General features: G+C 73.4%; 21 protein-coding genes. 6 read left to right on the top strand and 15 right to left on the bottom strand.

All coding sequences use genetic code 11. The annotated features are described in order from the left end of the window. The first annotated feature begins 7 nt into the window (after positions 1-7). Positions 8-961 carry a diacylglycerol/lipid kinase family protein gene (locus tag J2Z33_RS04845; RefSeq protein WP_209838468.1) on the top strand — a complete coding sequence of 318 codons (954 nt, stop codon included), beginning with the start codon at positions 8-10 and terminating at the stop codon, positions 959-961. Beyond that, complete coding sequence (locus J2Z33_RS04840; protein WP_209838467.1) at positions 958-1,791, top strand: metallophosphoesterase family protein; 834 nt, start codon at positions 958-960, stop codon at positions 1,789-1,791. The genes J2Z33_RS04845 and J2Z33_RS04840 overlap by 4 nt, the downstream gene beginning before the upstream one ends. Here the strand turns inward: J2Z33_RS04840 and hslU are convergent. From hslU to regB, 10 genes are all read right to left on the bottom strand, one after another. Further along, positions 1,779-3,086 carry an ATP-dependent protease ATPase subunit HslU gene (gene hslU / locus J2Z33_RS04835; RefSeq protein ID WP_209838466.1) on the bottom strand — a complete coding sequence of 436 codons (1,308 nt, stop codon included), beginning with the start codon at positions 3,084-3,086 and terminating at the stop codon, positions 1,779-1,781. The two genes, J2Z33_RS04840 and hslU, sit on opposite strands and share 13 nt — an antisense overlap. 64 nt (positions 3,087-3,150) lie before the next feature. After that, on the bottom strand, positions 3,151-3,708 hold the full coding sequence (gene hslV, locus J2Z33_RS04830) for an ATP-dependent protease subunit HslV (RefSeq protein ID WP_209838465.1): 558 nt from the start codon (positions 3,706-3,708) through the stop codon (positions 3,151-3,153). Further along, the gene (gene trxA, locus J2Z33_RS04825; RefSeq protein WP_209838464.1) at positions 3,708-4,028 is read right to left on the bottom strand and encodes a thioredoxin; all 321 of its coding nucleotides are present in this window, start codon (positions 4,026-4,028) and stop codon (positions 3,708-3,710) included. Before trxA ends, hslV begins: the two co-directional genes overlap by 1 nt. 81 nt (positions 4,029-4,109) lie before the next feature. Beyond that, on the bottom strand, positions 4,110-7,523 hold the full coding sequence (addA, locus tag J2Z33_RS04820) for a double-strand break repair helicase AddA (protein WP_209838462.1): 3,414 nt from the start codon (positions 7,521-7,523) through the stop codon (positions 4,110-4,112). Positions 7,524-7,565: 42 nt separating this feature from the next. Next, positions 7,566-10,505 (bottom strand): double-strand break repair protein AddB, encoded by a 2,940-nt coding sequence (gene addB, locus J2Z33_RS04815; protein ID WP_209838460.1) that lies wholly within the window; start codon positions 10,503-10,505, stop codon positions 7,566-7,568. Beyond that, complete coding sequence (locus tag J2Z33_RS04810; RefSeq protein ID WP_209838458.1) at positions 10,505-11,188, bottom strand: nucleotidyltransferase family protein; 684 nt, start codon at positions 11,186-11,188, stop codon at positions 10,505-10,507. The genes addB and J2Z33_RS04810 overlap by 1 nt, the downstream gene beginning before the upstream one ends. After that, on the bottom strand, positions 11,185-12,168 hold the full coding sequence (locus tag J2Z33_RS04805; protein ID WP_209838456.1) for an aminoglycoside phosphotransferase family protein: 984 nt from the start codon (positions 12,166-12,168) through the stop codon (positions 11,185-11,187). Before J2Z33_RS04805 ends, J2Z33_RS04810 begins: the two co-directional genes overlap by 4 nt. Beyond that, positions 12,161-12,628: a tRNA (adenosine(37)-N6)-threonylcarbamoyltransferase complex ATPase subunit type 1 TsaE gene (tsaE, locus tag J2Z33_RS04800; protein WP_209838454.1), complete on the bottom strand. Its 468-nt coding sequence runs from the start codon at positions 12,626-12,628 to the stop codon at positions 12,161-12,163. The genes J2Z33_RS04805 and tsaE overlap by 8 nt, the downstream gene beginning before the upstream one ends. A 92-nt stretch (positions 12,629-12,720) precedes the next feature. Beyond that, complete coding sequence (locus J2Z33_RS04795; RefSeq protein WP_209838452.1) at positions 12,721-14,316, bottom strand: PAS-domain containing protein; 1,596 nt, start codon at positions 14,314-14,316, stop codon at positions 12,721-12,723. A 107-nt stretch (positions 14,317-14,423) separates the two neighbouring features. Then, a complete protein-coding gene (gene regB, locus J2Z33_RS04790; protein WP_209838780.1) occupies positions 14,424-15,761 on the bottom strand; it encodes a sensor histidine kinase RegB in 1,338 nt (445 codons plus the stop codon). A gap of 102 nt (positions 15,762-15,863) precedes the next feature. On the opposite strand from regB, the gene J2Z33_RS04785 reads away from it, so the two are divergent. Further along, complete coding sequence (locus J2Z33_RS04785) at positions 15,864-16,484, top strand: SCO family protein (RefSeq protein WP_209838450.1); 621 nt, start codon at positions 15,864-15,866, stop codon at positions 16,482-16,484. Positions 16,485-16,540: 56 nt separating this feature from the next. Next, positions 16,541-17,125, top strand: a complete 585-nt coding sequence (locus J2Z33_RS04780) for an ActR/PrrA/RegA family redox response regulator transcription factor (protein WP_209838448.1) — start codon at positions 16,541-16,543, stop codon at positions 17,123-17,125. A 25-nt stretch (positions 17,126-17,150) separates the two neighbouring features. On the opposite strand, the gene J2Z33_RS04775 is transcribed toward J2Z33_RS04780, so the two are convergent. Together J2Z33_RS04775 and J2Z33_RS04770 are read right to left on the bottom strand one after the other, a co-directional pair. After that, positions 17,151-18,017: a LysR family transcriptional regulator gene (locus J2Z33_RS04775; protein WP_209838446.1), complete on the bottom strand. Its 867-nt coding sequence runs from the start codon at positions 18,015-18,017 to the stop codon at positions 17,151-17,153. Positions 18,018-18,213: 196 nt separating this feature from the next. Beyond that, the gene (locus J2Z33_RS04770; protein ID WP_209838778.1) at positions 18,214-18,819 is read right to left on the bottom strand and encodes an HD domain-containing protein; all 606 of its coding nucleotides are present in this window, start codon (positions 18,817-18,819) and stop codon (positions 18,214-18,216) included. Positions 18,820-18,929: 110 nt separating this feature from the next. On the opposite strand from J2Z33_RS04770, the gene ahcY reads away from it, so the two are divergent. Together ahcY and J2Z33_RS04760 are read left to right on the top strand one after the other, a co-directional pair. After that, positions 18,930-20,324, top strand: a complete 1,395-nt coding sequence (ahcY, locus tag J2Z33_RS04765) for an adenosylhomocysteinase (RefSeq protein WP_209838444.1) — start codon at positions 18,930-18,932, stop codon at positions 20,322-20,324. Positions 20,325-20,386: 62 nt separating this feature from the next. After that, complete coding sequence (locus tag J2Z33_RS04760) at positions 20,387-20,581, top strand: hypothetical protein (protein WP_209838442.1); 195 nt, start codon at positions 20,387-20,389, stop codon at positions 20,579-20,581. Between the two features lie 192 nt (positions 20,582-20,773). Here J2Z33_RS04760 and J2Z33_RS04755 read toward each other — a convergent pair whose 3' ends face one another. Genes J2Z33_RS04755 through J2Z33_RS04745 form a run of 3 tightly spaced genes read right to left on the bottom strand, consistent with a single transcriptional unit; the run spans position 20,774 to position 23,384 of the window. After that, positions 20,774-21,193 (bottom strand): EVE domain-containing protein, encoded by a 420-nt coding sequence (locus J2Z33_RS04755; protein ID WP_209838440.1) that lies wholly within the window; start codon positions 21,191-21,193, stop codon positions 20,774-20,776. Between the two features lie 32 nt (positions 21,194-21,225). After that, positions 21,226-22,191: an NAD(P)H-dependent glycerol-3-phosphate dehydrogenase gene (locus J2Z33_RS04750; RefSeq protein WP_209838438.1), complete on the bottom strand. Its 966-nt coding sequence runs from the start codon at positions 22,189-22,191 to the stop codon at positions 21,226-21,228. Beyond that, positions 22,188-23,384: a tRNA (adenosine(37)-N6)-threonylcarbamoyltransferase complex transferase subunit TsaD gene (locus tag J2Z33_RS04745; protein WP_209838436.1), complete on the bottom strand. Its 1,197-nt coding sequence runs from the start codon at positions 23,382-23,384 to the stop codon at positions 22,188-22,190. Before J2Z33_RS04745 ends, J2Z33_RS04750 begins: the two co-directional genes overlap by 4 nt. Between the last annotated feature and the right edge of the window lie 91 nt (positions 23,385-23,475).

Below are 23,475 nucleotides of genomic sequence, written 5' to 3'. Positions count from 1 at the left end.
CTACCTCATGACAGACCAGACTCCCCGCCGCACCGACGACCGTATCTGCGTGATCTGCAACCAAGGCTCGGGGCGCAACAGCCGCGAGGCCGACGCCATCCGGATCGCCATGGAGGTGCTGGGGCCGCACGCCGTGCTGCGACGCGTCAATGGCCACGACATCAAGGCCACGGCCCAGCAGGCGGTGCGCGACGGCTTCGGCGCGGTCGTGGCGGCGGGCGGCGACGGCACGATCATGACCGTGGCCGGGGCCATGGCCGACTCCGGCCGACGCTTCGGGGTGCTGCCGTTAGGCACCTTCAACTACTTCGCGCGTGGCCTCGGCATCCCCGAGGACCCGGCCGGCGCGGCCCGCATCATCCTCGACGGCCATACGCGGCCCTACGCGGTGGGCGAGGTGAACGGGCACGTCTTCCTCAACAACATCAGCCTGGGCATCTATCCGGCGATCCTGCGCGCGCGCGAGGACGTCTATGCCCGTTGGGGCCGCCGCCGCATCGCCGCCCACTGGTCGGCGGCCAAGACCTTCGTGCGGTTCCAGCGACCGCTCTTCCTGACGGTGCAGGCCGACGGAGAGGAGCGGCGAGTGCGGACGCCGCTGCTGTTCGTCGCGCGATCGGCCTATCAGCTCGAGAGCTTCGGGCTTGCGGGGAGCGATTGCGTGGCGGACGGGCGGTTCGCCGTCTTCGTGGCACCCGACACCGGGCGGGTCGGCCTGTTCGAGAAAGCCTTCCGTCTCGTGCGGCGCAGCATGAGGGAGGGACGCGACTTCGACCTCCTCTGCGCGAGCGAGGTAGGCATCGCCACACGGTCGCGCCACCTGACCGTCGCCTGCGACGGCGAGAAGTTCCGAATGCGGACACCGCTGCGCCTGAGGATGCGGCACGATGCGCTGGAGGTCTTCGCTCCGTCCGAGGCCGTGTCGGGCGAGGTGACGGAGCCGACCGGGGCGGCGGCATGAGACGAGTCCTCCACCTGTCGGACCTGCACTTCGGGCGCACCCGGCCCGACCTCGTGGACCCGCTGGTCGCCTTGGTCGAGGAGACCGCGCCGGACCTCGTGGCGATCTCGGGCGACTTCACGCAGCGGGCCCGACGGGGGCAATACGTGGAAGCGGCGGCCTTCCTGGACCGGCTGCGCTCGCCGTGGCTGGCGGTGCCGGGAAACCACGACGTCTCGCTCGACAACGTGCTGGTGCGGCTCCTGGACCCTTGGGGGCGCTATCGCAGCTTCATCCACGAGGACCTCGCGCCGCGCCACGAGGACGAGGAGATGACGGTTCTGGGCGTCAACACCGTGAACCGCTACGCCCATCAGTCGGGCCGGATCGGGCGGTCGCAGCTCCGCGCTATCGCGACGGCGTTCCGCGACAATCCGCAGAAAACGGTCATCGTGGTCATGCACCACCCGCCCGAGCATCCCGATGGCTCGACCAAGCGCCCGATGCGGCATTCGGCCGAAGGGGTGGCGGCGTTGCGGGGGGCGGGGGCGGACATCGTATTGTCCGGACATTTGCACAACGCGCACGTGGCCCCGCTCACGGCGGCGCCGGGCGTGCTGCTGGTGCAGGCGGGCACCGGCCTGTCCACGCGGCTGCGGCAGGAGCCCAACACGCTCAACCTCCTGACCATCGAGCCGGGGCTGGTGCGGGTGGACCGCTACGCGGCCTTCGAGCGGCCCGCCTTCGAGGTGGCCGAGAGCGCCTGGTTCGGGCGCGACCCGGCCGATCCCGGCGCACCCTGGAGGGCGCTGCCGGACACGGACGGGCCCCGCCGCGCTCAGAGCACGTAACGGCCGAGGTCGGCGCGGGACATGAGCGAGCCGAGGTGCCGCTCCACGAAGGCGGCGTCCACGGTCACCCTGTCGCCGCCGCGGTCGGGCGCGGCGAAGCTCAGGTCCTCGAAGACCCGTTCCATCACCGTGTAGAGGCGGCGCGCGCCGATGTTCTCCACCGAGCGGTTCACCTCGGCGGCGATGCGGGCCAGGGCGGCGATGCCATCCTCCGTGAACGTGACCTCCACGCCTTCGGTCGCCATCAATCCGGCATACTGGCGGGTCAGGGCGTTCTCGGTTTCCGTCAGGATGCGCACGAAGTCGGCTTCGGTGAGGGGCTGGAGCTCCACCCGGATCGGCAGGCGGCCCTGCAACTCGGGCAGGAGGTCCGAGGGCTTGGCGATGTGGAACGCCCCCGAGGCGATGAACAGGATGTGGTCGGTCTTGACCGGGCCGTGCTTCGTCGAGACCGTGGTGCCCTCGATGAGGGGGAGGAGGTCGCGCTGCACGCCCTCGCGGCTGACGTCGGCGCCGCGCGTCTCGGCGCGGGCGCAGACCTTGTCGATCTCGTCGAGGAAGACGATGCCGTTCTGCTCCACGGCTTCCAAGGCGGCGCGGGTCACCGTCTCGTCGTCGAGGAGCTTGTCGGCCTCCTCGTTCAGCAGCACCTCGTAGCTCTCGGCCACGGTCATGCGCTTCTTGCTGGTGCGGCGGAAGGCCTTGCCGAAGAGGTCGCCCAGGGACGCCATGGCGATGCCTTGGCTGCCGGGCAGGTCGAGCCCCGGCGGCAGGCCCATGGGGCCGGAGGTGTCGTTCAGCTCCAGCTCGATCACCGTGGCATCGAGTTCGCCGCTCTTGAGCTTGCGGCGGAAGGCGTCGCGGGTGCCGGGGCGGGCGTCCTCCCCGGCCAGCGCGGTGATGACGCGATCCTCGGCGGCCTGGAGCGCGCGGGCGCGCACGTCCTCGCGCATCGTCTCGCGCGTCTGGACGATGGCGGCGTCGAGGAGGTCGCGAACGATCTGCTCCACGTCGCGGCCCACGTAGCCGACCTCGGTGAACTTGGTGGCCTCCACCTTCAGGAACGGCGCCTTGGCAAGGCGGGCGAGGCGGCGGCTGATCTCGGTCTTGCCGACGCCGGTGGGGCCGATCATCAGGATGTTCTTGGGCGTCACCTCCTGCGCGAGGTCGGGGGCGAGCTGCTTGCGCCGCCAGCGGGAGCGCAGGGCCACGGCCACGGCCCGCTTGGCCGCGTCCTGGCCGATGATGAAGCGGTCGAGCTCGGAGACGATCTCGCGGGGGGTCAGGTCGGTCATGGGGGGTCCTTCGGTGTCGCGACCCATGTATGACCGGGGATCGGGCCTGCCAAGGGAGCGGCGGTCAGGCGGGCAGCGCCTCGACCGTCAGGTTGCCGTTGGTGTAGACGCAGATCTCGGCCGCGATGGCCATGGCCTTGCGGGCGATGGCCTCGGCATCGAGGTCGGTCTCCATCAACGCCCGCGCGGCGGCCAGCGCGTAGTTGCCGCCCGAGCCGATGGCGGCCACGTCGTTCTCGGGCTCCAGCACGTCGCCCGCGCCCGTCACCACGAGGAGGGCGCTGCCGTCGGTGACGATCAGCATGGCCTCCAGCTTCTGGAGATACTTGTCGGTGCGCCAGTCCTTGGCGAGTTCGACCGCCGCGCGGGCGAGCTGGCCCGGCGAAGCCTCCAGCTTGGCCTCCAGCCGCTCCAGCAGCGTGAAGGCGTCGGCGGTGGAGCCGGCGAAGCCCGCGACGACATGGTGCCCGCCGGGCGAGAGGCGGCGCACCTTGCGCGCCGTCCCCTTGATGACGGTCTGCCCGAGCGAGACCTGGCCATCCCCGGCCACCACGACGCGGCCGCCCTTGCGGACGGCCAGGATCGTCGTGCCGTGCCAGCCGGGAAAATCGCTGCCGGCCATCAGATGGACGAGTCGATCCAGGCCTGGAGCGCGGCCTTGGGCGCGGCGCCGGCGCGGTTCGACACGGGCTTGCCGTCCTTGAACACGAAGAGCGCCGGGATGCCCCGCACGCCGAGCTGGGCGGCGGTGTTCGGGTTCTCGTCCACGTTGACCTTGGCGATCTTCACGCGGTCGCCATACTGGGCCGACAACTCTTCGAGGGCCGGGCCGATCATCCGGCAGGGGCCGCACCATTCGGCCCAGAAGTCCACGACCACGGGAACGGGGGAATTCAGCACCTCGGACCCGAAGGTCGCGTCGGTGACGGGAACGCTGGCCATGTTGGCACTCCTGAGAGGGGCGTCGCGTCGAGGACGGCGCGACGGGTCGGAGGGGGAAGGTATGGACCGCGCCCCCGGGCGTCAAGGCGGCCCCGGCGGGCCGGACGCCCGGCGCAAGGCCGCCATGACGAGGGCGGAGGGCAGCGGCATCAGCCGGGCCGCGCGCGTCCAGAGCACGGCCGTCCGCGCCTCGCGGCCGGGATAGAGCGCGCCCAGCATCGCCACGTAGGCCCCGAGCTGGCGCAGGATGCCCTCGGGGACCTGCTCGGGCGTGTCGGGGACGAGGCGGTTGGTCTTGAAGTCCACCGCCGTCACCGCCTCGGGCGTCACGATCAGCCGGTCGATGAGGCCGTGCAGGCGGCCCAGGCCCTCCACCTCGGCGCTCAGCTCCACCTCGGCCAGCGAGCCGGGGCCGAAGAGCTCCGCGAGGCCGGGCGCGGCGATCAGGGCCCGCGCCTCGGCCACGATCTCGGGCAGGTCGCCGGCGAGCGCGGCCTCCTCGGTGGCGGCGAGGAGCGAAAGGACCGCCTCGGGCGAGGTGCGGGGCAGGTGCTCGAGCGCGAGGTGCATCAGGTGGCCGCGGGCGAGCGAGCGGGCGCGGACGGCCTCGGGGTCCTGGTCGGCGTCCTCGTCGTCGAGGATCTTGGCGCCGCCGAGGTCCGAGGGCGCGCGCGCCTGGACGTGCGGCGGCGGGGACGGCACGGGCGCGAGATCGACGGGGGGCGTCGGGTCCGGCGCGTCCTGGCGGTCGGGGCGGGGGATGGGGGTCAGGTGGTCCCATCCGCCGTAGCGGAGGCCGCCGGGCTCGTCGAAGAAGGGATGCTCGGGCGCTTCGAGCGCCGCGAGGCCCTGGCGCACCGTGCCGTGCCAGCTTTCGGGGCCGCAGTCGCCGGCGGCGCAGACCACCAGCCAGGATTCGGCCCGCGTCATGGCGACGTAAAGGAGCCGCCGCCGCTCGGCCTCCTGCGCGGCGAGGAGGGCCGCCTTCCGTTCGCGCATGACGCGCGGCATGTCGGCCGCCGGGCAGGCCCAGAGGACGTGGCGCCGGCCGGGCAGGGGATAGAGCGGGGACAGCGTGGGCGGCCTGCGGCTGGCGCAGTCGGGGAGGAGCACGATGGGGGCTTCGAGTCCCTTGGAGCCGTGGACGGTCATCACCCGGATGCGGTCCCCGGCGGCGTCCATCTGCCGCTTCACGTCGGTCTCGTCCTGGCCGCGCCATTCGAGGAAGCCGGTCAGCGAGGGCACGGCCTCGCCCTCGTAGGCGAGGGCCTGGGCGAGGAAGGCGTCGATGCCGTCCTCGGCCTCGGGGCCGAGGCGGGCGAGGAGCCGGCGGCGGCCATCGTGGCGCAGGAGCAGGCGGTTCACGAGGTCGTAGGGCCGCAGGAAGTCGGCCTTGTCCCGCAGGTCGTGGAGGATCGCCAGCGCCTCGCAGGGGCCGGCCTGGCGCAGCGCGTCCCAGAGGCTCTGGCCCTCGGGCCGGGGCTGGGCGAGGCGGTAGAGCTGCCGTTCGGTCCAGCCGAAGAGCGGCGACTTGAGCGCGCAGGCGAGGGACAGGGAATCGTCGGGCAGGGCGAGGACGCGCAGCACGGCCTCGATGTCGCGGACCGCCAGCTCGCCCTTGAGCTTGAGCCGGTCGGCGCCGGCCACGTCGAGGTTGCGCGACTTGAGCTCGCGGATGATGGCGGAGAAGAGCGCGCCGCGCCGCTGCACCAGGATCATCACGTCGCCGGGCGTGACGGGGCGGCGCATCCAGACGCCGTTGGCCTCCACGGGCAGGCTGTCGTGGTGGACCATGCGGTGCACGGCGTCGGCTATGCGGCGGGCCAGGACCTGCGAGGCGTCCTCCGGGTCCACCGAATCGACGGGGGCGGTCCAGGGCCGGTCGTCCTTGTCCTTCTCGGTCTTGGGGATCGGGGGCCAGAGGTCCACGCGGCCGGGCATCCCGGCCTTGAAGGCGAGGTGGCGGGGCGGCTCGTCGCCCAGGCCCGCGTGGTCGCGGAAGGTGGCGTCCACGACGCGCAGCACCGCCTCGGAGGAGCGGAAGGAGTATTCGAGGGCGGTGGACTGGAGCGTCTGGCCGATCCGGCCCAGCCTCTCGCGGAAATGCGCCTGCATCCGGTCGAAGCCCTCGGCGTCCGCGCCCTGGAAGGAGAATATCGACTGCTTGCGGTCGCCCACGACGAAGATCGTGCGGCGGCGCTGGGGGTCGCGGCCCTCGCCGGCGGCGAATTCCTCGGCCAGCCGCTCGATCACCGCCCATTGGCCGGGCGAGGTGTCCTGCGCCTCGTCCACGAGGATGTGGTCGATGCCGCCGTCGAGCCGCCAGAGCACCCATTGCGCCACCGCCGGGTCGGTCAGGAGCCGGCGGGCGCGGGCGATGAGGTCGTCGAAGTCGAGGAGCCCGCGCGCGAGCTTGCGGCGCTCGTAGGCCTCGACGAAGGCGGCGGCGAAGGCGTGGAGGTCGCGGTTCCTCGCATGGGCCTGGAGGCAGAGGCGGAGGTCGCGCCCGGCCTCCACGTCGCGCATGAGCGCCTCCAGCCTCTCGATCAGGTCGGGGGCCTTGCCGCGCAGCGCCTTGGTGGGGAAGGCGCCGATCTTGGCGGTGAAGGGGCCGCTTTTCTCGGCGCTCTCGCCGTAGAGGAACAGCTTCTCCAGATCGGCCAGGGAGTCGAGCCGGAACGGCGAGTGCCCGCAGACGGCCAGCAGCGCCGTGGCGGCCTTCTGGTCGTTCACGCCGCCCGCGTCGCAGAGCTCGGCCACGTCGCGCAGCAGCTTGCGGCGCTCGGCGCTCTCGATGCAGGCGAGGAGCGACTCCTCGCAGGCGTCCCCGGGCAGGTCGAGGACGGCGCGGAGGTCGGCTTCGGCGGGGCAGGGCCAGAAGGCGTCGCGCTTGCCGGCGACGGCCTCCAGCATCCTGTCGAAGGCGTCGCCCGACAGGTGCCGCGCCACGGCGTCCACCAGCGGGGCCTGGGGGCCCATGGCCATCTCCTCGGCCACCTCGGCGCGCAGGAGCGCCATGCCGCGGTCGTCCAGCTCGCGGAACTGCGGCGAGACCTCGGCCTCCAGGGGGAAGCGGCGCAGGAGCGAGGCGCAGAAGGCGTGGATCGTCTGGATCTTGAGGCCGCCCGGCGTTTCCAGCGCCTGCGCGAAGAGCCGCCGCGCCTCCTGGAGGTTCACGGGCTCCAGCCCCTCGGTCAGGCCGAGGCCGCGCAGCTCCTCGATGAGGCGGCCGTCCTCCTTCATCGCCCAGCCGCCCAGCCGCTTGAACAGCCGGGTCTGCATCTCGGCGGCAGCCGCCTTGGTGTAGGTGAGGCAGAGGATGTTGGCCGGGTCCACCCCGGCCAGCAGCAGCCGCGCCACCCGGTCGGTGAGCACGCGCGTCTTGCCCGAGCCGGCGTTGGCCGAAAGCCAGGTCGAGGCCAGCGGGTCGGCGGCCTGGCGCTGCCGCTCGGAGGCCGGGTGATCGGCCTGGAAACTCGGGCGGGGGGCGGTCATGCGGGCGCGGGCACCGGTGTCATGGGCGTCGGGAGGACGCTATCAGACCATGTCCTCGGGCGTCACCGGGGTCGTGTGATCCCATTCGCCGAAGCGTGCAAGATGGTCATAGGGGCCATCCTCGGCCTCCCGCTCCACGATCATGCGGGACGAGAAGCCGCGCGCCGGGTCCATCCAGGCGCGGAGGAGGACCTGCAGCTCGTCCCAAACCTCGTCGAGGGAAACGTCCTGGAGGGGCGCGGGGACCACCTTGGGCGTGGAGCCCAGGCCCACGAACGCCGCCTCGGCGACCCGGATCGCCCCCAGCGCGCCGAAGGCCCCGCGCTCGGCCATGGCCGCCATGAGGAGGAGCTGCTTGGCGAAGAGCTTCTGCTGCTTCTCGGTGGGCACCTGGCCGGTCTTGTAGTCGAGGATCACCGCCCGTCGATCCGGCGTCAGGTCGATCCGGTCGGCCTTGGCCACCAGCGTGATGCCGAGGCCGGGCACCTCGATCTCGCCCTTGGTCTCGAACAGGCTGGGCGTGGCCCTGACCCGTCGTCCGATCTCGTCCCGCAGGAACTCCGGCGCGACCCGGGCGAGGTGCGCGAGCCAGAGCCGGCGCATCACGGGCCAGGCGCAGTCGGACTCGAACACCTCGGACGCGGTTTGCAGGAGGCGGGGCAGCGCCTCGGGTCCGTCGGGAGGGACGCCCGCTCCGATGAACCGTTCCAGGGCCTTGTGCATGACGGTGCCGCGCAGGGGCGCGTCGGGTTCGGCGGTGAGGGGGTCGAGCGCGGGAAGCCGCAGGATCGTCTCGGCGTAGACGGAATAGGGGTCGCGGCGCAGGCGGTCGAGGGCGGTGACCGAGATGCGACGGGGCCGGTGCGCCGCCGGCGGGCGCGGCGAGGGGCGCGGGGCGGCCTCCTGGCAGGCCGCCGGGCGCGACAGGGCGGCGGCGCGGGCCAGCCAGCCGCGTCCCCGGGCGCGCATGGCCGCGATGGCCTCGGGGCCGCCCTGCCCGGGCAGGCCCTCCATGAGGTTGAGGAGGCGGTTCAGCCAGCGGGAGGGGACGGTGGGGGCCTCGTCGGTGCGGACCGCGCGGGTGATCCACGCCTCGGGGGCGCCGAGCGCCAGCGTATAGTCGAGCGCCGCCTGCCCGATGCGCCTTTCGGGCAGGGGCAGGCCGGCGGTCCCGCGCATCCGGCGGTTCAGCCAGGGATCGGTCGCGGCGGCGGGGGGCCAGACGCCCTCGTTCATGCCGCCCAGGATCACGAGGTCGGCCCCCTGCGCCCGCGCCTCCAGCGGACCCCAGATCAGCGCCTGCGGGTGGCCCCGGTCGCGGTCGCGCACCTCGGCGGTGCCGAGCACGCCGTCGAAGAGGGCGGCGTAGTCGCGGGGCGAGAGCCGCCCGCCGGCGTCGGCGTGGCGGACGAGCTGCTCGCAGACGCGCCGCGCCTCGCGCCCGGCGGCCTCCTGCCAGAGGGCGGGGTGGGGAACCTCGTGGGGGCCGGTCGTCGCGGCCTCGGCCAGGGCGAGGTGGTCGGCCACGTGCTCGGCGAGGGGCAGGTCCCCGCGCGGGCGGAGCCGGTCGAGGAGGTCGGCCAGCCAGTCGGCCCAGGGCGCGACCGCCGGATCGTGGCCGGCCTGCCCTTCGGCGAAGGCGCGGATCGTGCGCGCATCGGGCTGCGGCGGCCCCTTGCGGCGCAGTTGCAGCTCCAGCGCGTGGGTGCGGCGCAGGTGCGCCCCCCGGTCGCCGCCGGCGTGGCAGAGCGGGTGCTTGAGCAGCGACAGCAGCGATTCGCCGCTGGGCCGCGCGCCCCGCAGGTCCGCGACCTGCCGGAGCAGGCGACCCGGAGGCGAGAGGGGCAGCGGCTCGCCGGCGCTGTCGTCCGGGGCCACGCCCCAGCGGTCGAGCGTGGCGGCGACGGCGCGGGTCAGCGTCCGGTCGGGCGTGACAAGGGCGCAGGTGCGGCCCTCGGCGATGGCCTCGCGCATCCGCAGGGCGATGGCCTCGGCCTCCAGGCGCGGCGAGGGGGCCTCGATCAGCGTGAGCCGGCCGCAGGCCGGGGCGAGGTCGCCGAGGCTCGGGCCCTCGGTGAGCCACTGGTCCGTCACGGGCGGCGGGCGCATCGCCAGGGAGACGAGCCGCGCGCGGGGCGGGCAGGGGGGCCCGGCGCCGGACCAGGAGGGCACCTCGCCGGGCGCGAGGCCCAGGCGGCGCAGCAGGCCCGCGTAGAGGAACTGGGGATGATCCTCGCCGGTGAGCGGGCTGTCGAGGCGCTCCCAGATGGGCGGGGGCAGGTCGGGGTCGAAGCCGGGCAGCACCACCGCCCCCTGCGGCAGGCGGGCCACCACCTCCATGAGCCGCATGGTCGCCCCGCGCGAGCCGGTGGCCCCGGCGACGAGGATGGGATCGGCGGGCGGGTCGGCGAGCCAGGCGCGTTCCAGCCGCTCCACCACGCGGCGCATCCGGGCGTCGCCGTCGGGGGCGCCCTCGGCCTCGAACCAGGGTTCGAGGATTCGCAGGAAGCGCAGCGAGCGTTCCCAGTGGCCGGACATGTCCTCCACGCCGAGCGCGGCGATGGCCGAGGGGGGCACGCCCTCGCCCTGCATCTCCTCCATGAGGTCGGCGAGGCTGTCGGACAAATCGAAGAGCCGGGCGCGGGGGGCGAGGCCGGGCTCCTGCGCCAGGAGGGCGGCGACGAGCTGCGACAGCTCCAGCCGGCGGCGGAGGGCCGGGACCGGGGCGGGCAGGTCCGCGCCGATGGGGTCGAGCGCCACGTCGCTGACGAGGCGGATGCGCGGCACCATGCGGGCCGCGCCGGAGTCGAAGGCCTCGCGCAGGCGGCGCTGCATCCGGCGGGTGGGGACGTAGACCGTGACGCGCGCCCAGGCTTCGGGCGGCTGGCCGTCGAGCCTCTGGGCGAGGCCGCGCAGCATCTCGGTCGCGAAGTCGGTGCCGGGGGGGAGGCCGAAGAGGCGCGGGCCGGGGGAGGCGAACATCAGGCGGCCCCTTCGCGCAGGAGGGATTCGGCGAGGGCGAGGTTCTCGGGCCGGCCCACGTCGCACCAGTGGCCGTCGTGGACGAGGCCGTGGAGGCGGCCGCGCGCGGCGGCGCGGTCCCAGAGGCGGTTCAGGGAGAAGACGGGATCGGGAATCTCGGCCAGCCCTTCGGTGCGGAGGATCTGCGCGCCGGTGTAGACGTAGCCGGTCCCGCGCGCGAGCCGTCCCGTGGCGTCGAGATCGAAGTCGCCCGCCCCCGCGTAGCCCAGGGCGCGCGACCGGGGGATCAGGAGGAGGAGCGCCTCCATGCCGGGCCGCCACGCCCCGGCCAGCGCGCGGAGCGGGTTCGGGCCGGTCCAGGCGGCGTCGCTGTTGAGGGTCCAGACCGGGCCGGGGCCGAGCAGCGGCAGCGCCGCCCTGAGGCCGCCGCCGGTTTCGAGCAGGCGCTCGGTCTCGTCGGCGATGCGGACGGCGTGGGGGGCGAGGTGCGCGCGGAGCTGGTCGGCGCGGTAATGCACGTTGACCACCACCGGATCGGCCCCCGCGTCCCGCGCGTGGGCGAGGGCCTGGTCGATCAGCGGGCGGCCCCCGACCTCGATCAGCGGCTTGGGCCGGTCGGCCGTGAGCGCGCCCATGCGGGTGCCGAGACCCGCCGCGAAGATCATGGCGGCGCGAGGCTTCATGGAAGGGACCCGGGCGAGGGGACGGCGGCGCGGGCGAGGTCGGCCAGCGGGGCCAGCGCCGGATGGGCGAGGTCGTCCAGCAGGTGGGCGTGGACGCGGGGGAGCAGACGCAGGTAGGCGGGCTTGCCGCGCTCGTGGGCGAGGCGGGCGAAGATGCCGAGGATGCGGAGGTTGCGCTGCACCCCCAGGACGGCGGCGGCGGCGGCGACCCGGGCCGCGTCGCGCCCCGTGGCCTCGGCGAAGCGGCGGGTCATCGCGGCGCGGAGCGCGGGATCGGTGTCGCGCCGGGCGTCCCGGAGGAGGGAGGCCAGATCGTATTCGGGCGGCGCGAGCACGGCGTCCTGGAAGTCGAGCAGGCCCAGCCGGTCCGTCCCCTCGCGGTCCGTCCCCTCGCGGTCGGGCCGCCAGATCAGGTTCTCGGCGTGGTAGTCGCGCAGCGACAGGACGGTGGCGTCGGGGGCATGGCGCTCCAGCGCCTCGCGCAGGCGGAACGTCAGGTCGGCCATCCGGCGGGAGTCCGTCATGGGCGCGTAATGCTCCCAGAGCGGGGCGATCATCCCGGCGGCCCGCTCGGGCGTCAGGGCCATGAGGCCGCCCGGGGGCGGTGCGATCTGGAGCCGGGCAAGCAGGTCGATGGCGCTGCCGTAGAGGAGGTGCGATTCGCCCGGCCGTCCGGTCAGCCAGGCGGCCATGGTGTGGGGGCCGAGGTCTTCGAGCAGGAGAAGCCCGCGTCCCTCGGCCAGCACCTCCGGCGCGCGCAGGCCCAGGGCGCGCAGATGCGCGCCGATCCGCAGGAAGGGGGCGAGCGAGCCGGGCTCGGAGCGGGCGTCCATCAGGATCGCCGTGCGCCCGCCGGGGCCGGTCAGCCGCTCGTAGCGACGCCCCGAGGCGTCCCCGGCGAGGGGCGCGCGGACCCAGCCGGCGGCGGGCGAGCCGGCCAGGAACGCCTCCGGGGTCTCGGCCAGGGTCGCGTCAGCCATCGAGCCCTCCGAGGCGGGGGGCCCAGCCGGCCGGCCCCGAGAAGGTGGCGCGGCGGGCCTCGTCCGGGGCGGGCTCCAGGTCGAGCCGGAGCGCCCCGACGGGCGTGAAGGGCCCCAGGCGGTCGGGCCATTCGATCAGGCAGATCGCCTCCTCCATGGCGGCGAGGAGGCCCAGCTCGGCCACCTCGTCGGGGTGGGACAGGCGATACAGGTCGGCGTGCCAGAGGCTGTCCCCGCCCTCGCCATAGGTCTGGACCAGGGTGAAGGTCGGGGACGGAACCTCGGCCGCCGGATCGTCGAGTCGGGCGCGGATCAGGGCCCGCGCGAAGGCCGACTTGCCCGCGCCGAGCGGACCCGACAGCAGGATCGTGTCCCCGGGGCCCAGCCGGGGCGCGAGACGCGCGGCAAGGCGGGCCGTGTCGGCCTCGGTCGGAAGATGAAGGGGGCCGGCCAGCAGCATGGACGCGAGATTACGCAGTCGGTCGTCCTGCCGCCAGCCCCGGGGCGGCCCCGACCCGACGGACGCGGGCGGACCGTGGCCGGCCCGTCCGGTCAGGCCCCGATCGGCGCGGCCTCGCGGGCCGTCGCGGTCGGGACCAGCGTCCCGACCCCTCCGGCAAGGGCGGGCTCATCCGTGTCCAGCCGGAGGAACCTCGCCATCGTGCCGCCTCGCGGCAGGGCGACGATCCGGAGGGCGAGGCCCCGGCCATCGGCGTGGACGATCGAGGCGTCCTGGACGCCGTGCGGGCGTTCCCGCCGGCGCAGACCGGCCCAGGCGGCGGAGGGGCGACAGCCCCGCTCCCAGCGGCCGACCTCTCCGGGCAGGTCGCGGCCGGCGTCCCCCGCGCCGCCCCAGAGCCGGTCATAGGCCGCGTTCGTCCAGCTCAGCGCGCCGGAGGGGGCGAAGACGGCGATGCCCTCGTCCATGGCGTCCAGCACGGCGTGCCCAAGGTCGATCTCGTCCCGCTGGCGGCGCGTCAGCCCCGCCTCGTCGCTGATGTCCTCGAACAGGAAGGCCAGGGCGTCGTCGGGATGGGGGCGACCGGTGACGCGGTAGGTCTGGCCCCCGGGAAGGGTCCAGGTCTCGGAGAGCTGCCCCTCGGTCGCGGCGTCCTCGATGGCGGCGACCGCGTCGTGCCACGTGGCGCCGTCGCGGGGCTCGGGCAGGATCCGGGCGTCGCGCAGGCGGTCGAGGACCGCCTGCACCAGGGGCTGGCTGCTGAGGAAGCCGACCGGCAGCCCGGTGAGCTCGACCAACGCCGGATTGAACAGCACGAGCCGCCGGTCGCGGTCGAAGATGGCGAGGCCCGTCCGCAGATGGGCGAAGGTCCGGGACAGGGTCTGGACGACGTGCTCGCGCGCGGAGTCGGCCATCACGAGGCCGCCCACGTCGCTGGCCAGATGGAGGCTGCCCTCGCCGCGCCGGATGCTCGTGACGTCGTACCAGAGCTCCTCGGTCCCCGAGACCGGCGCGAGCGACATCCGGGCCTGTCGGCACCGGCCGTCCCAGAGGTCCTGGGGCACCTCGAAGAGCGGGATCAGCGGCCAGAGCGCCCGCACCATCGCCGCCTTCTCCGGATCGTCGGCCGGCGAGCGGACCTTGTCCGCGAGGGCGAGATAGGAGGCGTTGGCCCAGGACAGCCGGCCGGACCCATCGACGACCCAGATCGGCTGCGGCGCCGATTCGGCCAAGCCGCGCAGGAGGGCCAGCTCGGCCTCGGCGGCCTCCAGGGACAGGCGATCGACGGCCGAGGCACCCTCGGCGGCGGGCGTCAGGGTGAGGCGCAGCCGGCCGGCGGCCACGACCGCCTCGAGGGTGCCGGCGCCCACCTGCGAGACGAGGAGCAGGCGTCCGGCGGAGGACAGGGCGTCCAGCCGCTGGCCCAGGTCGGTCCCGAAGCCCCGCGACAGGATCGACAGCAGCCGCCCGAGGTCGGATTCGGCCCGGCGCGTGCCGTGCAGGAGGCGACGGCCGGCCGGCGAGGCGTCCACGAGCTCCCCGCCCTCGAAGAGGAACACGGCCCGGCCGGCGGGACGCGCGCCTCGCCGGGCCGCCACGCGGTTCCAGCCTTCGAGCGTGAGGACGATAGCGGAGGCCGCCGCGAAGGCGAATACCCCAGATCTGACGATGTCGAGCGTCTCCAGCATCCTTCGATCCCGCTCCCGCTGATGGGGATAACCTGGGGATAAAAGGTTAATCAGGGGTTAACCGGCTGGAGATGGTGCGCGGGCGCTGCCGACGGGGCGCTGGCGGATCAGGAGCCGTCCTGCGGTTGCGGCGCGGCCAGCATGGCGGGCGGCCAGCTCACGACGACCACGGCGCCGCCCGAGGCGTCGTTGGCGAAGGCGAGCCGCGCGCCGGTGCGCTCCAGCAGCGACTTGGCGATGAACAGGCCCAGGCCCATGCCCTCGTATCCCGGCCGGGCCCGGTCCCCCTCGGGGGAGGGCGGCCGGCCGGGGGACCGGCCGCGCATGAAGGGGTCGCCGATGCGGTCGAGGAGGGCGGGCGCGAAGCCCGGGCCGTCGTCGTGGATGCGGACGCGAAGCCGGTCGGGGCTCCAGTCGAGGCGGATGTCCACGCGCGCGGTCGCGAAATCGACCGCGTTCTGGACGAGGTTCCGCAGGCCGTGGACGATCTCGGGACGCCGGGGGATCTCGGGCTGGCGGCCTTCGGCCACCACGATGTCCACCGCCTTGCCGCGGGACAGGTGCGGCTCGGCCGCCTCGCGCAGGACGGCCTCGAACAGGGCGCGGTCGAGATAGGGGTCGCGCCGCCCCTCGCGGCCCATGGAGCGCAGGATGTCGCGGCAGCGGTCGGCCTGGGCGTGCAGCAGCCGGGCATCCTCCAGCAGGGGCGCCAGCTCGGGCCGGTCCCGGATCTCCTCGATCATCTCGCTCGACACGAGCTTGATGGTGGCGAGGGGGGTGCCCAGCTCGTGCGCGGCGGCGGCCACGACGCCGTCGAGATCGGACAGGCGCTGCGCCCGGCTGAGCGCGAGCTGAGTCGCCACGAGGGCGTCGCTCATGGCGGTCATCTCGGCGGTGACGCTGCGGGCGTAGAGGCCCAGGAACCCGACGCCGATCGTCAGGGCGACCCAGAAGCCCCCCAGGAACAGGCGCGGCGTCTCGAGCGGGCCCTCGGGCGTCAGCAGGGGCACGTGCCAGGGCCCGATCGCGGTGATGACGGTGACGGTGAGGCCGCCCAGGACCAGCGTGGTCCGGGGGTCGAGGACGCTGGCGGCGATGGTGACGGGCGCGAGGAGGAGCACGGCGAAGGGGTTGTTGAGCCCCCCGGTCAGCGCGAGCAGCAGCCCGAGCTGGAGGATGTCGAAGGTGAGGAGGAGCGTCGCCTCCCGCTCCGTGAGGCGGCGGGTGCGGGGAGCGGTGAAGGTCGCCACGAGGTTGACCAGTACCGAGGCTCCGATGGCGAGGGACGCCGCGCCGGTCGCGATGCCGAGGCCCAGCAGGCGGTCCGCCGCCACCAGCGCCGCGACCTGCCCGCCGATGGCCAGCCAGCGCAGGACGGTCAGCGTCCGCAGCGGCACCCAGTCGCGCGGATGGGCGAGATCGGGCGAGGCCGACCAGCGGGGCAGGGGATCCGGGCTCAGCAGGGACGCCTCCTTGCGGCGGATGGGCGCATTGCCGCGCTCCGCCGACAGACCGATCTAGGTTCCGAACAGCTAGGAGGAACGCTCATGCGGACCAGAACCTTCGCTCTCGCCGCCGGGGCGGTGGTCCTCGCGGGCGTCGCGGGCATGGCCCTGGCGCCACGGCTGGGAGGCGCGTCCGACGCCTTCGCGGACTGCCGGGACGGACAGGTGGCCGGCGGCGACATCGGCGGGCCGTTCACCCTGGTGGATGGGACGGGGCGAACCGTCACCGACCGCGACGTCATCACGGCTCCCTCCATCGTCTACTTCGGCTTCGCCTCCTGCGCCGACGTGTGCCCTCTCGACAACGCCCGCAACGCCCAGGCGGTCGATCTCCTGGCCGAGCGGGGCGTGGAGGCCACGCCGGTCTTCATCTCGGTCGATCCGGAGCGCGACACCCCCGAGGTCGTGGACAGCTACGCCCAGGCGTTCCACCCGCGCATGGTCGGGCTCACGGGGGACGCGGAGCAGGTGGCCGAGGCCGCCCGCGCCTACCGGGTCTACTACGCCAGGCAGGACGGCGATCCCGAGTATTACCAGATGGACCATTCCACCTTCAGCTATCTCGTGCTGCCGGAGGCCGGGTTCGTCGATTTCGTCGGCCGCGACGCCACCCCGGAGGATGTGGCCGACAAGCTCGAATGCTTCGCCAGGGCGGCGGCCTGACGGCGCCTCGTCCCGTGGCGCATTGAAAACCGGCCGGCGGCGACTATTGTCGAGCCATGTCGCCCGATGGCCCGCTCCCCGCACCCGACCATCCGTCCGAGTCCCTGGACCTCGGTCCCGACCCCACGCTCCTGCTGGTCGATGACGACGAGGCCTTCCTGCGCCGCCTCGGCCGCGCGATGGAGCGGCGCGGGTTCCGGGTTGAGATGGCGGGCTCCGTCGCGGCGGCGCTGTCGGCCATCGCGCTCCGGCCGCCGGCCTTCGCCGTCGTGGACCTGCGGCTCGGGGACGGCAACGGGCTCGACGTGGTGGAGCGGCTGCGCGAGGTGCGCGACGACGCCCGGGTGATCGTGCTGACCGGCTACGGCGCCATCGCCAGCGCGGTGGCCGCCGTCAAGATCGGCGCCATCGACTACCTGTCCAAGCCCGCCGACGCCGCCGAGGTGACGCGCGCGCTCCTCTCGGGCGAGGGGGACCTCCCGGACCCGCCCGAGAACCCGATGAGCGCCGACCGCGTGCGGTGGGAGCATATCCAGCGCGTCTACGAGATGTGCGACCGCAACGTCTCGGAAACGGCCCGGCGGCTGGGGATGCACCGGCGGACGCTCCAGCGCATCCTGGCCAAGCGCAGCCCCAAATAGGGGCGCCGTTTCACGTGAAACATCCCTAGCCGGCCTCGGCGCGCAGCCAGGCCATGAACCGGCGCAGCGCCCGTCGCGGCGGCATCGGCCGGCGCACCATCCAGAAGCCGAAGCGCGGATCGGTCGCGGCGTGGACGGCGCGCAGGCGACCCGAGGCCAGGTCGTCCCCCAGCAGCGCCAAGAGTTCCACGTACAGCCCATAGCCCGACCGCGCGGCCGAGAGCGCCAGCTCCTCGGTCGGCATCGTCGTCGCCTGGAGCGCGTCCGGGTCGAGGCCGATCCGGCGCAGCCAGGCCCGCTCCTCGTGCGAGCCTTCCTCGAAGATCCAGGGCAGGGCCGCCATCTGCGGCGGGTCGAGCCGGTCGCGGTCGCCCAGCAGCGACGGCGCTCCCACCACCGTGTAGGCGGCCGGCACCAGCAGCTCGGATTCGAGTCCTGTCCATTGCCCTTCGCCCAGGCGAATGGCGAGATCCATCCCGGTCCGGGCCAGATCCACGACCTGCCGGTCGGGATGCAGGGAGATCGGCACCTCCGGATGGCGCGCCCAGAAGCGCCCCAGGCGCGGCACCAGCCATTGGCTGGCGAAGGCGGGGGTCAGCGTCACCTGAAGCGGCCGGCCGTCCTCGCCCGCACGCACCTCCTGCACGGCGGCCGCGATGGTCTCGAAGCCGGCGGCCAGCGCCGCAGCCAGCCGCTCCCCTTCGGATGTCAGGGCGAGGCCCCGCCCGGCCCGTTCCAGCAAGGTCACGCCCAAGGACGTCTCCAGCCCCCGAACCTGCTGCGCGACGGCCGCGTGGGTGACGTTCAGCTCGCGGGCGGCGGCCGAGAACCCACCCAGCCGGGCGGCGGCCTCGAAGGCGCGAAGGCTGGTCAGCGAGGGAAGCTGGATCATAGCTGGCCTAACAGGTCGTCAGGATTCCTGACTCGCGCTTTGCGGAATTGCCACTTATCTGAGCGATGTTGGTTTCAGGAGTCCACATCATGTTTCAGATCCTTGCCGAGGTGATCAGCCTCGTCGCCCGGGCCTCCGGTCCGGCGCGCCCCGCCCTTCGCCGCGACAGCCGCCAGTCGGCCGGGCCGCGCCAAGGCTAAGGGGTCAGCCCTCCCATCAGCTCCGCGTGCCGCGCCAGGAAGGCGGCGCGCGATTCCAGCGGGGGGCGCAGCCGCAGCTCCAGGCCGGCCAGCACCCCCTCGACCGGCCGCCCGAACACCCGGTCGGCCTCGGCGACCGAGAAGCCGGCGATCCGCGTGGCCTCCAGCCAGGCGCTCACCTTGTCGGCCCGCTTGATCGCGGCCTTCACCTCGCGCGGGAGCGTGGCGGGCAGGCCGAAGCGCAGGTGCGCCGCTTGCGCCAGCCGGGCGTCGAGCGCGCCGTAGCCCTCGCCCAGCACCGCCTTCACCGGCGAGATCATGTCGCCGATGACGTATTCCGGCGCGTCGTGCAGCAGCGCCGCGAGGCGCCAGCGCGGCGAGGGATCGGGCGCGGTGGCCCCGAAGATCTCCTCCACCAGCAGCGAGTGCTCCGCGACCGAATAGGGCCATTCCCCCCGCGTCTGCCCGTTCCAGCGCGCCACGAAGGCGAGCCCGTGGGCGATGTCCTCCACCTCGATGTCCACCGGGGTGGGGTCGAGCAGGTCGAGCCTCCGCCCCGAGAGCATCCGCTGCCATGCGCGCCGGGCCACCTGCACCTCCATCCTGACGGGGCGATCTAGCCATTCCATAGCCTTTTCGCCAAGCGATTGCCGCCTCACCCCCGCGATGCTAAGTCGCGCCGCTGAACCCGCCGCACGCAGGAGAGCCGCCCATGCCCGCCGATCACATCGTCAAGGACCTCGGCCTCGCCGCCTTCGGCCGCAAGGAACTGGCCATCGCCGAGACGGAGATGCCGGGCCTCATGGCGCTGCGCGAGGAGTTCGGGGCCTCCAAGCCGCTCAAGGGCGCGCGCATCGCGGGTTCGCTGCACATGACGATCCAGACCGCCGTGCTGATCGAGACGCTGGTCGAGCTCGGGGCCGAGGTGCGCTGGGCGTCGTGCAACATCTTCTCGACCCAGGACCACGCGGCGGCGGCCATCGCCGAGTCGGGCGTCCCCGTCTTCGCCATCAAGGGCGAGACGCTGGAGGAGTACTGGACCTACACCGACCGGATCTTCCAGTTCCCCAAAGGGACCTGCAACATGATCCTCGACGACGGCGGCGACGCCACGCTCTACATCCTGCTCGGCGCGCGGGTCGAGAACGGGGAGGAGGACCTGATCGCCGTGCCGACCTCGGACGAGGAGGTCTGCCTGTTCGCCCAGATCCGCAAGCGGATGGCCGAGACGCCCGGCTGGTTCACCCGGCAGCGCGACGTGATCAAGGGCGTCACCGAGGAGACCACGACCGGCGTGAAGCGCCTCTACGACCTCCATCGCAAGGGCCTGCTCCCGTTCCCGGCGATCAACGTCAACGATTCGGTCACCAAGTCGAAGTTCGACAACAAGTACGGCTGCAAGGAGTCGCTCGTGGATGGCATCCGCCGCGCGACGGACACCATGATGGCCGGCAAGGTCGCGGTGGTCTGCGGCTATGGCGACGTGGGCAAGGGATCGGCGGCGTCCCTGCGCGGCGCGGGGGCGCGCGTGAAGGTGACCGAGGTGGACCCGATCTGCGCGCTTCAGGCCGCCATGGACGGCTACGAGGTGACGCTGCTGGAGGACGAGGTCGGATCGGCCGACATCTTCATCACCACGACCGGCAACAAGGACGTGATCCGCATCGAGCACATGCGCGCGATGAAGGACATGGCCATCGTCGGCAACATCGGCCACTTTGACAACGAGATCCAGGTCGCGAGCCTTCGCAACCACAAGTGGACCAACATCAAGGAACAGGTGGACATGATCGAGATGCCCTCGGGCAGCCGGATCATCCTCCTGTCCGAGGGGCGGCTCCTCAACCTCGGCAACGCCACGGGGCATCCGAGCTTCGTGATGTCGGCGTCCTTCTCGAACCAGGTCCTCGCGCAGATCGAGCTCTGGACCAAGCCGGAGGAGTATGCGCCGGGCGTCTACATCCTGCCCAAGACGCTCGACGAGAAGGTGGCGAAGCTGCATCTTCGCAAGATCGGGGCCAAGCTCACCGAGCTCAAGAAGGATCAGGCCGACTACATCGGCGTGACCGTCGAGGGCCCCTTCAAGCCCGAGCATTACCGCTACTGAACCCGCTGGCGGAGGAGCGGCGCCCGGCCTAGTCTGGCGCCGTTCCCCTCCGGAGACCCGCGATGCGCCGGTTCCTCGCCCTCCTGGGCGTCCTGATGATCGCCTCGGGCCTCCTTTGGGCGGCGCAGGGCAGCGGGCTGTTCCCCTATCCCACGCAAAGCTTCATGGTCGGCCAGCGGCCCTGGATCGGCTGGGGCCTGCTCACGGCCTTGGTCGGGCTCCTCGTCCTCGGGGCCGCGCGGCGGGCCGGACGCTAGGCCAGTCCCAAGCATTTGCGTCGATTTGTCGGGGTTCTCCGTTTGGAGAAGGCCCGGACATCATGGTAGACAGATCGGGAGCCAGGACGGTTCGGACCACGATCTTCGTCGCGTGTGGGAGCGCGGGTGAGGAGGAGGGGTCCCGCGCCGTCCTGCGGGGCCCCTTCGTTCACCTTCCCGGACCTGCCCCGTTCAGGGCTCGATGCCGCCCATCTCGCAGATGATCCGCCATTCCTCGGCCGTGACCGGCTGCACCGACAGGCGGCTGTTCCGCACCAGCACCATGTCCGCCAGCGCGGGCTCGGCGCGGATGCGTTCCAGCGTCACCGGTTGGACCAGGGGACGCAGGGCGCGCACGTCCACGCAGTCCCAGCGGGGATCGTCGGCCGTGCTGTCGGGATGGCAGGCGCAGGCGACCTCCACGAGGCCGACGATCTCGCGCCCTTTCTGCGAATGGTAGAAGAAGCCCCGATCGCCCGGAACCATCGCCCGCATGTTGTTGCGCGCCTGATAGTTGCGGACGCCGTGCCATTCGCCGCCCGCTGCGCCCAAGGCGACTTGATCGTCCCAGCCGAAGACGTCCGGCTCGGACTTGAAGAGCCAATAGGCCATCCCGTGTGTTCCTTCGCTGTCCCGCGCCGGTCCTACTCGGCCCGGAGCGGACGGTCGAGGAGCCGCCGTAGCACGGTGGCCACGTCGCTTCGCCCTTCCACCAGAGCCGCCACGGCCTCGGTCACCGGCAGGTCGAGCCCGAGCCGCCGCCCGAGCCGCGCCGCCGCCCGCGCCGTGGCCGCGCCCTCCACGGTGACGCGCTCCTCCAGGGCCTCGCCGCGTCCCAGATGCAGGCCGTGGCGGTAGTTGCGCGAGCCGTCCGATGTCGCGGTGAGCACGAGGTCGCCCAGGCCCGACAGGCCCATGAGCGTCTCGGGCAACGCCCCGAGCGCCAGGGCGAGCCGCTGCATCTCGGCGAAGCCGCGCGTCAGCAGGGCGGCGCGCGCCGATTCCCCGAAGCCGCCGCCGATGCAGGCGCCGCAGGCGATGGCGACGACGTTCTTGAGAGCGCCGCCCAGCTCCGCCCCCACGAGGTCGGTGGTGCGGTAGAGCCGCAGGACCGGGGTCGCCAGCAGCGCCTGAAGGCGCTCCCCTTCCGCCGGATCGGCGCAGGCCAGCGTCAGGGCCGTGGGCAGGCCCCGGGCGATGTCGGCGGCGAAGCTGGGCCCGGTCAGGACCAGCGGGCGGGCCGAGGGGATCGCCTGCCGGATGGCGGCGCTAGGCCCGTGGAGCGTTTCAAGGTCGATGCCCTTGCCGCAGGCCACCAGGGGCTTGCCCGCGAGCAGCGCCCCTTGTTCGGCCAGGAGGCCGCGCAGGGCCTGGGCGGGCACCGCCAGGAGCACCGTCCCGGCCCGCGCGAACGCCTCGTCCGGGTCTCCGGTGATCGTGAGCAGGTCGGGCAGGATCACGTTCGGAAGGCGCGGGTTGCCCCGCTCGCGCGCCATCCGCTCCAGGGCCGGGGCGTCGCGTCCCCAGAGGACAACCTCGCGCGTCGCGGACAGGGCGACCGCCAGGGCCGTGCCGAAGGCGCCCGCGCCGGCCACGGCGATGCGGCTCACGCCTTGGCGCCCTTCTTGCCGGCCCCGATCATCGGCGCGGCGGACGGGTCGAGGGGCCAGCGCGGACGCGCGGAGATGGCGGCGTCGGGACCGAGGCCCGCCCGCGCCCGCTCCAGGGCGGCCCAGGCGATCATGGCGGCGTTGTCGGTGCACAGGGCCAGCGGCGGCGCCACGAACTCCACCGACTCCGCCGCGCAGACGGCCTGGAGTCGCGACCGGATCGCCGCATTGGCGGCGACGCCGCCGGCCACCGCGAAGGCGGGGCGGAGCGGGGCGGCGTCCCGGTAGAGGGCCAGCGCCCGCCGCGTCTTCTCGGCCAAGATGTCGGCGACGGCGGCCTGGAACGCGGCGCAGAGGTCGCGCCGGTCGCTCTCCCGGAGCCCGGATTGTCCGGACAACTGCCCATCGGAATGTCCGGACAAATGCGCGGACGGGACTCGCGTCTGCTGTCCGGACTTGATCTCGTCATGTCCGGACATGATTCCATCATGTGCGGACATGAGCGAGTCGCGGGCGCGGAGCACCGCCGTCTTGAGGCCCGAGAAGGACAGGTCGCAGCCCTCGCGGTCCAGGAGCGGGCGGGGCAGGGGGATGCGGCGGGGGTTGCCGGTCGCGGCCTCGCGCTCCACCTCGGGGCCGCCGGGCTGGGGCAGGCCGAGGATCCTGGCGACCTTGTCGAAGGCCTCGCCGGGGGCGTCGTCGATGGTGCCGCCGAGGCGGCGGAAGCGGTCGGGCCCCTCCACGACCAGGAACTGGCAGTGCCCGCCCGAGACGAGGAGCAGCAGATAGGGGAACGCGAGGTCGTCGGTCAGGCGCGGGGTCAGCGCGTGGCCGGCGAGGTGGTTCACGCCCCAGAGCGGCAACCCTGTCGCCGCCGCCAGCCCCTTGGCCGTCATCACCCCCGCCAGCACCCCGCCGATCAGACCCGGCCCGGCCGTCACCGCGATGCCGTCGAGGTCGCCCAGGCCCACCCCGGCCCGCGCCAGCGCCGCCTCGACGCAATGATCCAGCACCTCGGCATGGGCGCGGGCGGCGATCTCGGGCACCACGCCGCCGAACGCCGCGTGGAGCGCCCCCTGGCCGCGCACGACGGAGGCGAGCACGCGACCCGCCGCCGGGCCGTCGCGCAGGATGGCGGCGGCGCTGTCGTCGCAGCTCGACTCGATGCCCAGGAAGGTGAGGGGTCGGTCCATGGGGCTCCCGTGCCATGGCCGTCCGTCCGCGCGGGCTGGCCTTCGGCTGGGCTCGGCGCGTATCATCCGGCGGAGGGGCGGGCAAGGACGC

The sequence above is a fragment of the Rubellimicrobium aerolatum genome (assembly GCF_017872975.1).
Classification (GTDB): Bacteria; Pseudomonadota; Alphaproteobacteria; order Rhodobacterales; family Rhodobacteraceae; genus Rubellimicrobium; species Rubellimicrobium aerolatum.
This window is presented reverse-complemented; position numbering and strand designations above follow the sequence as displayed.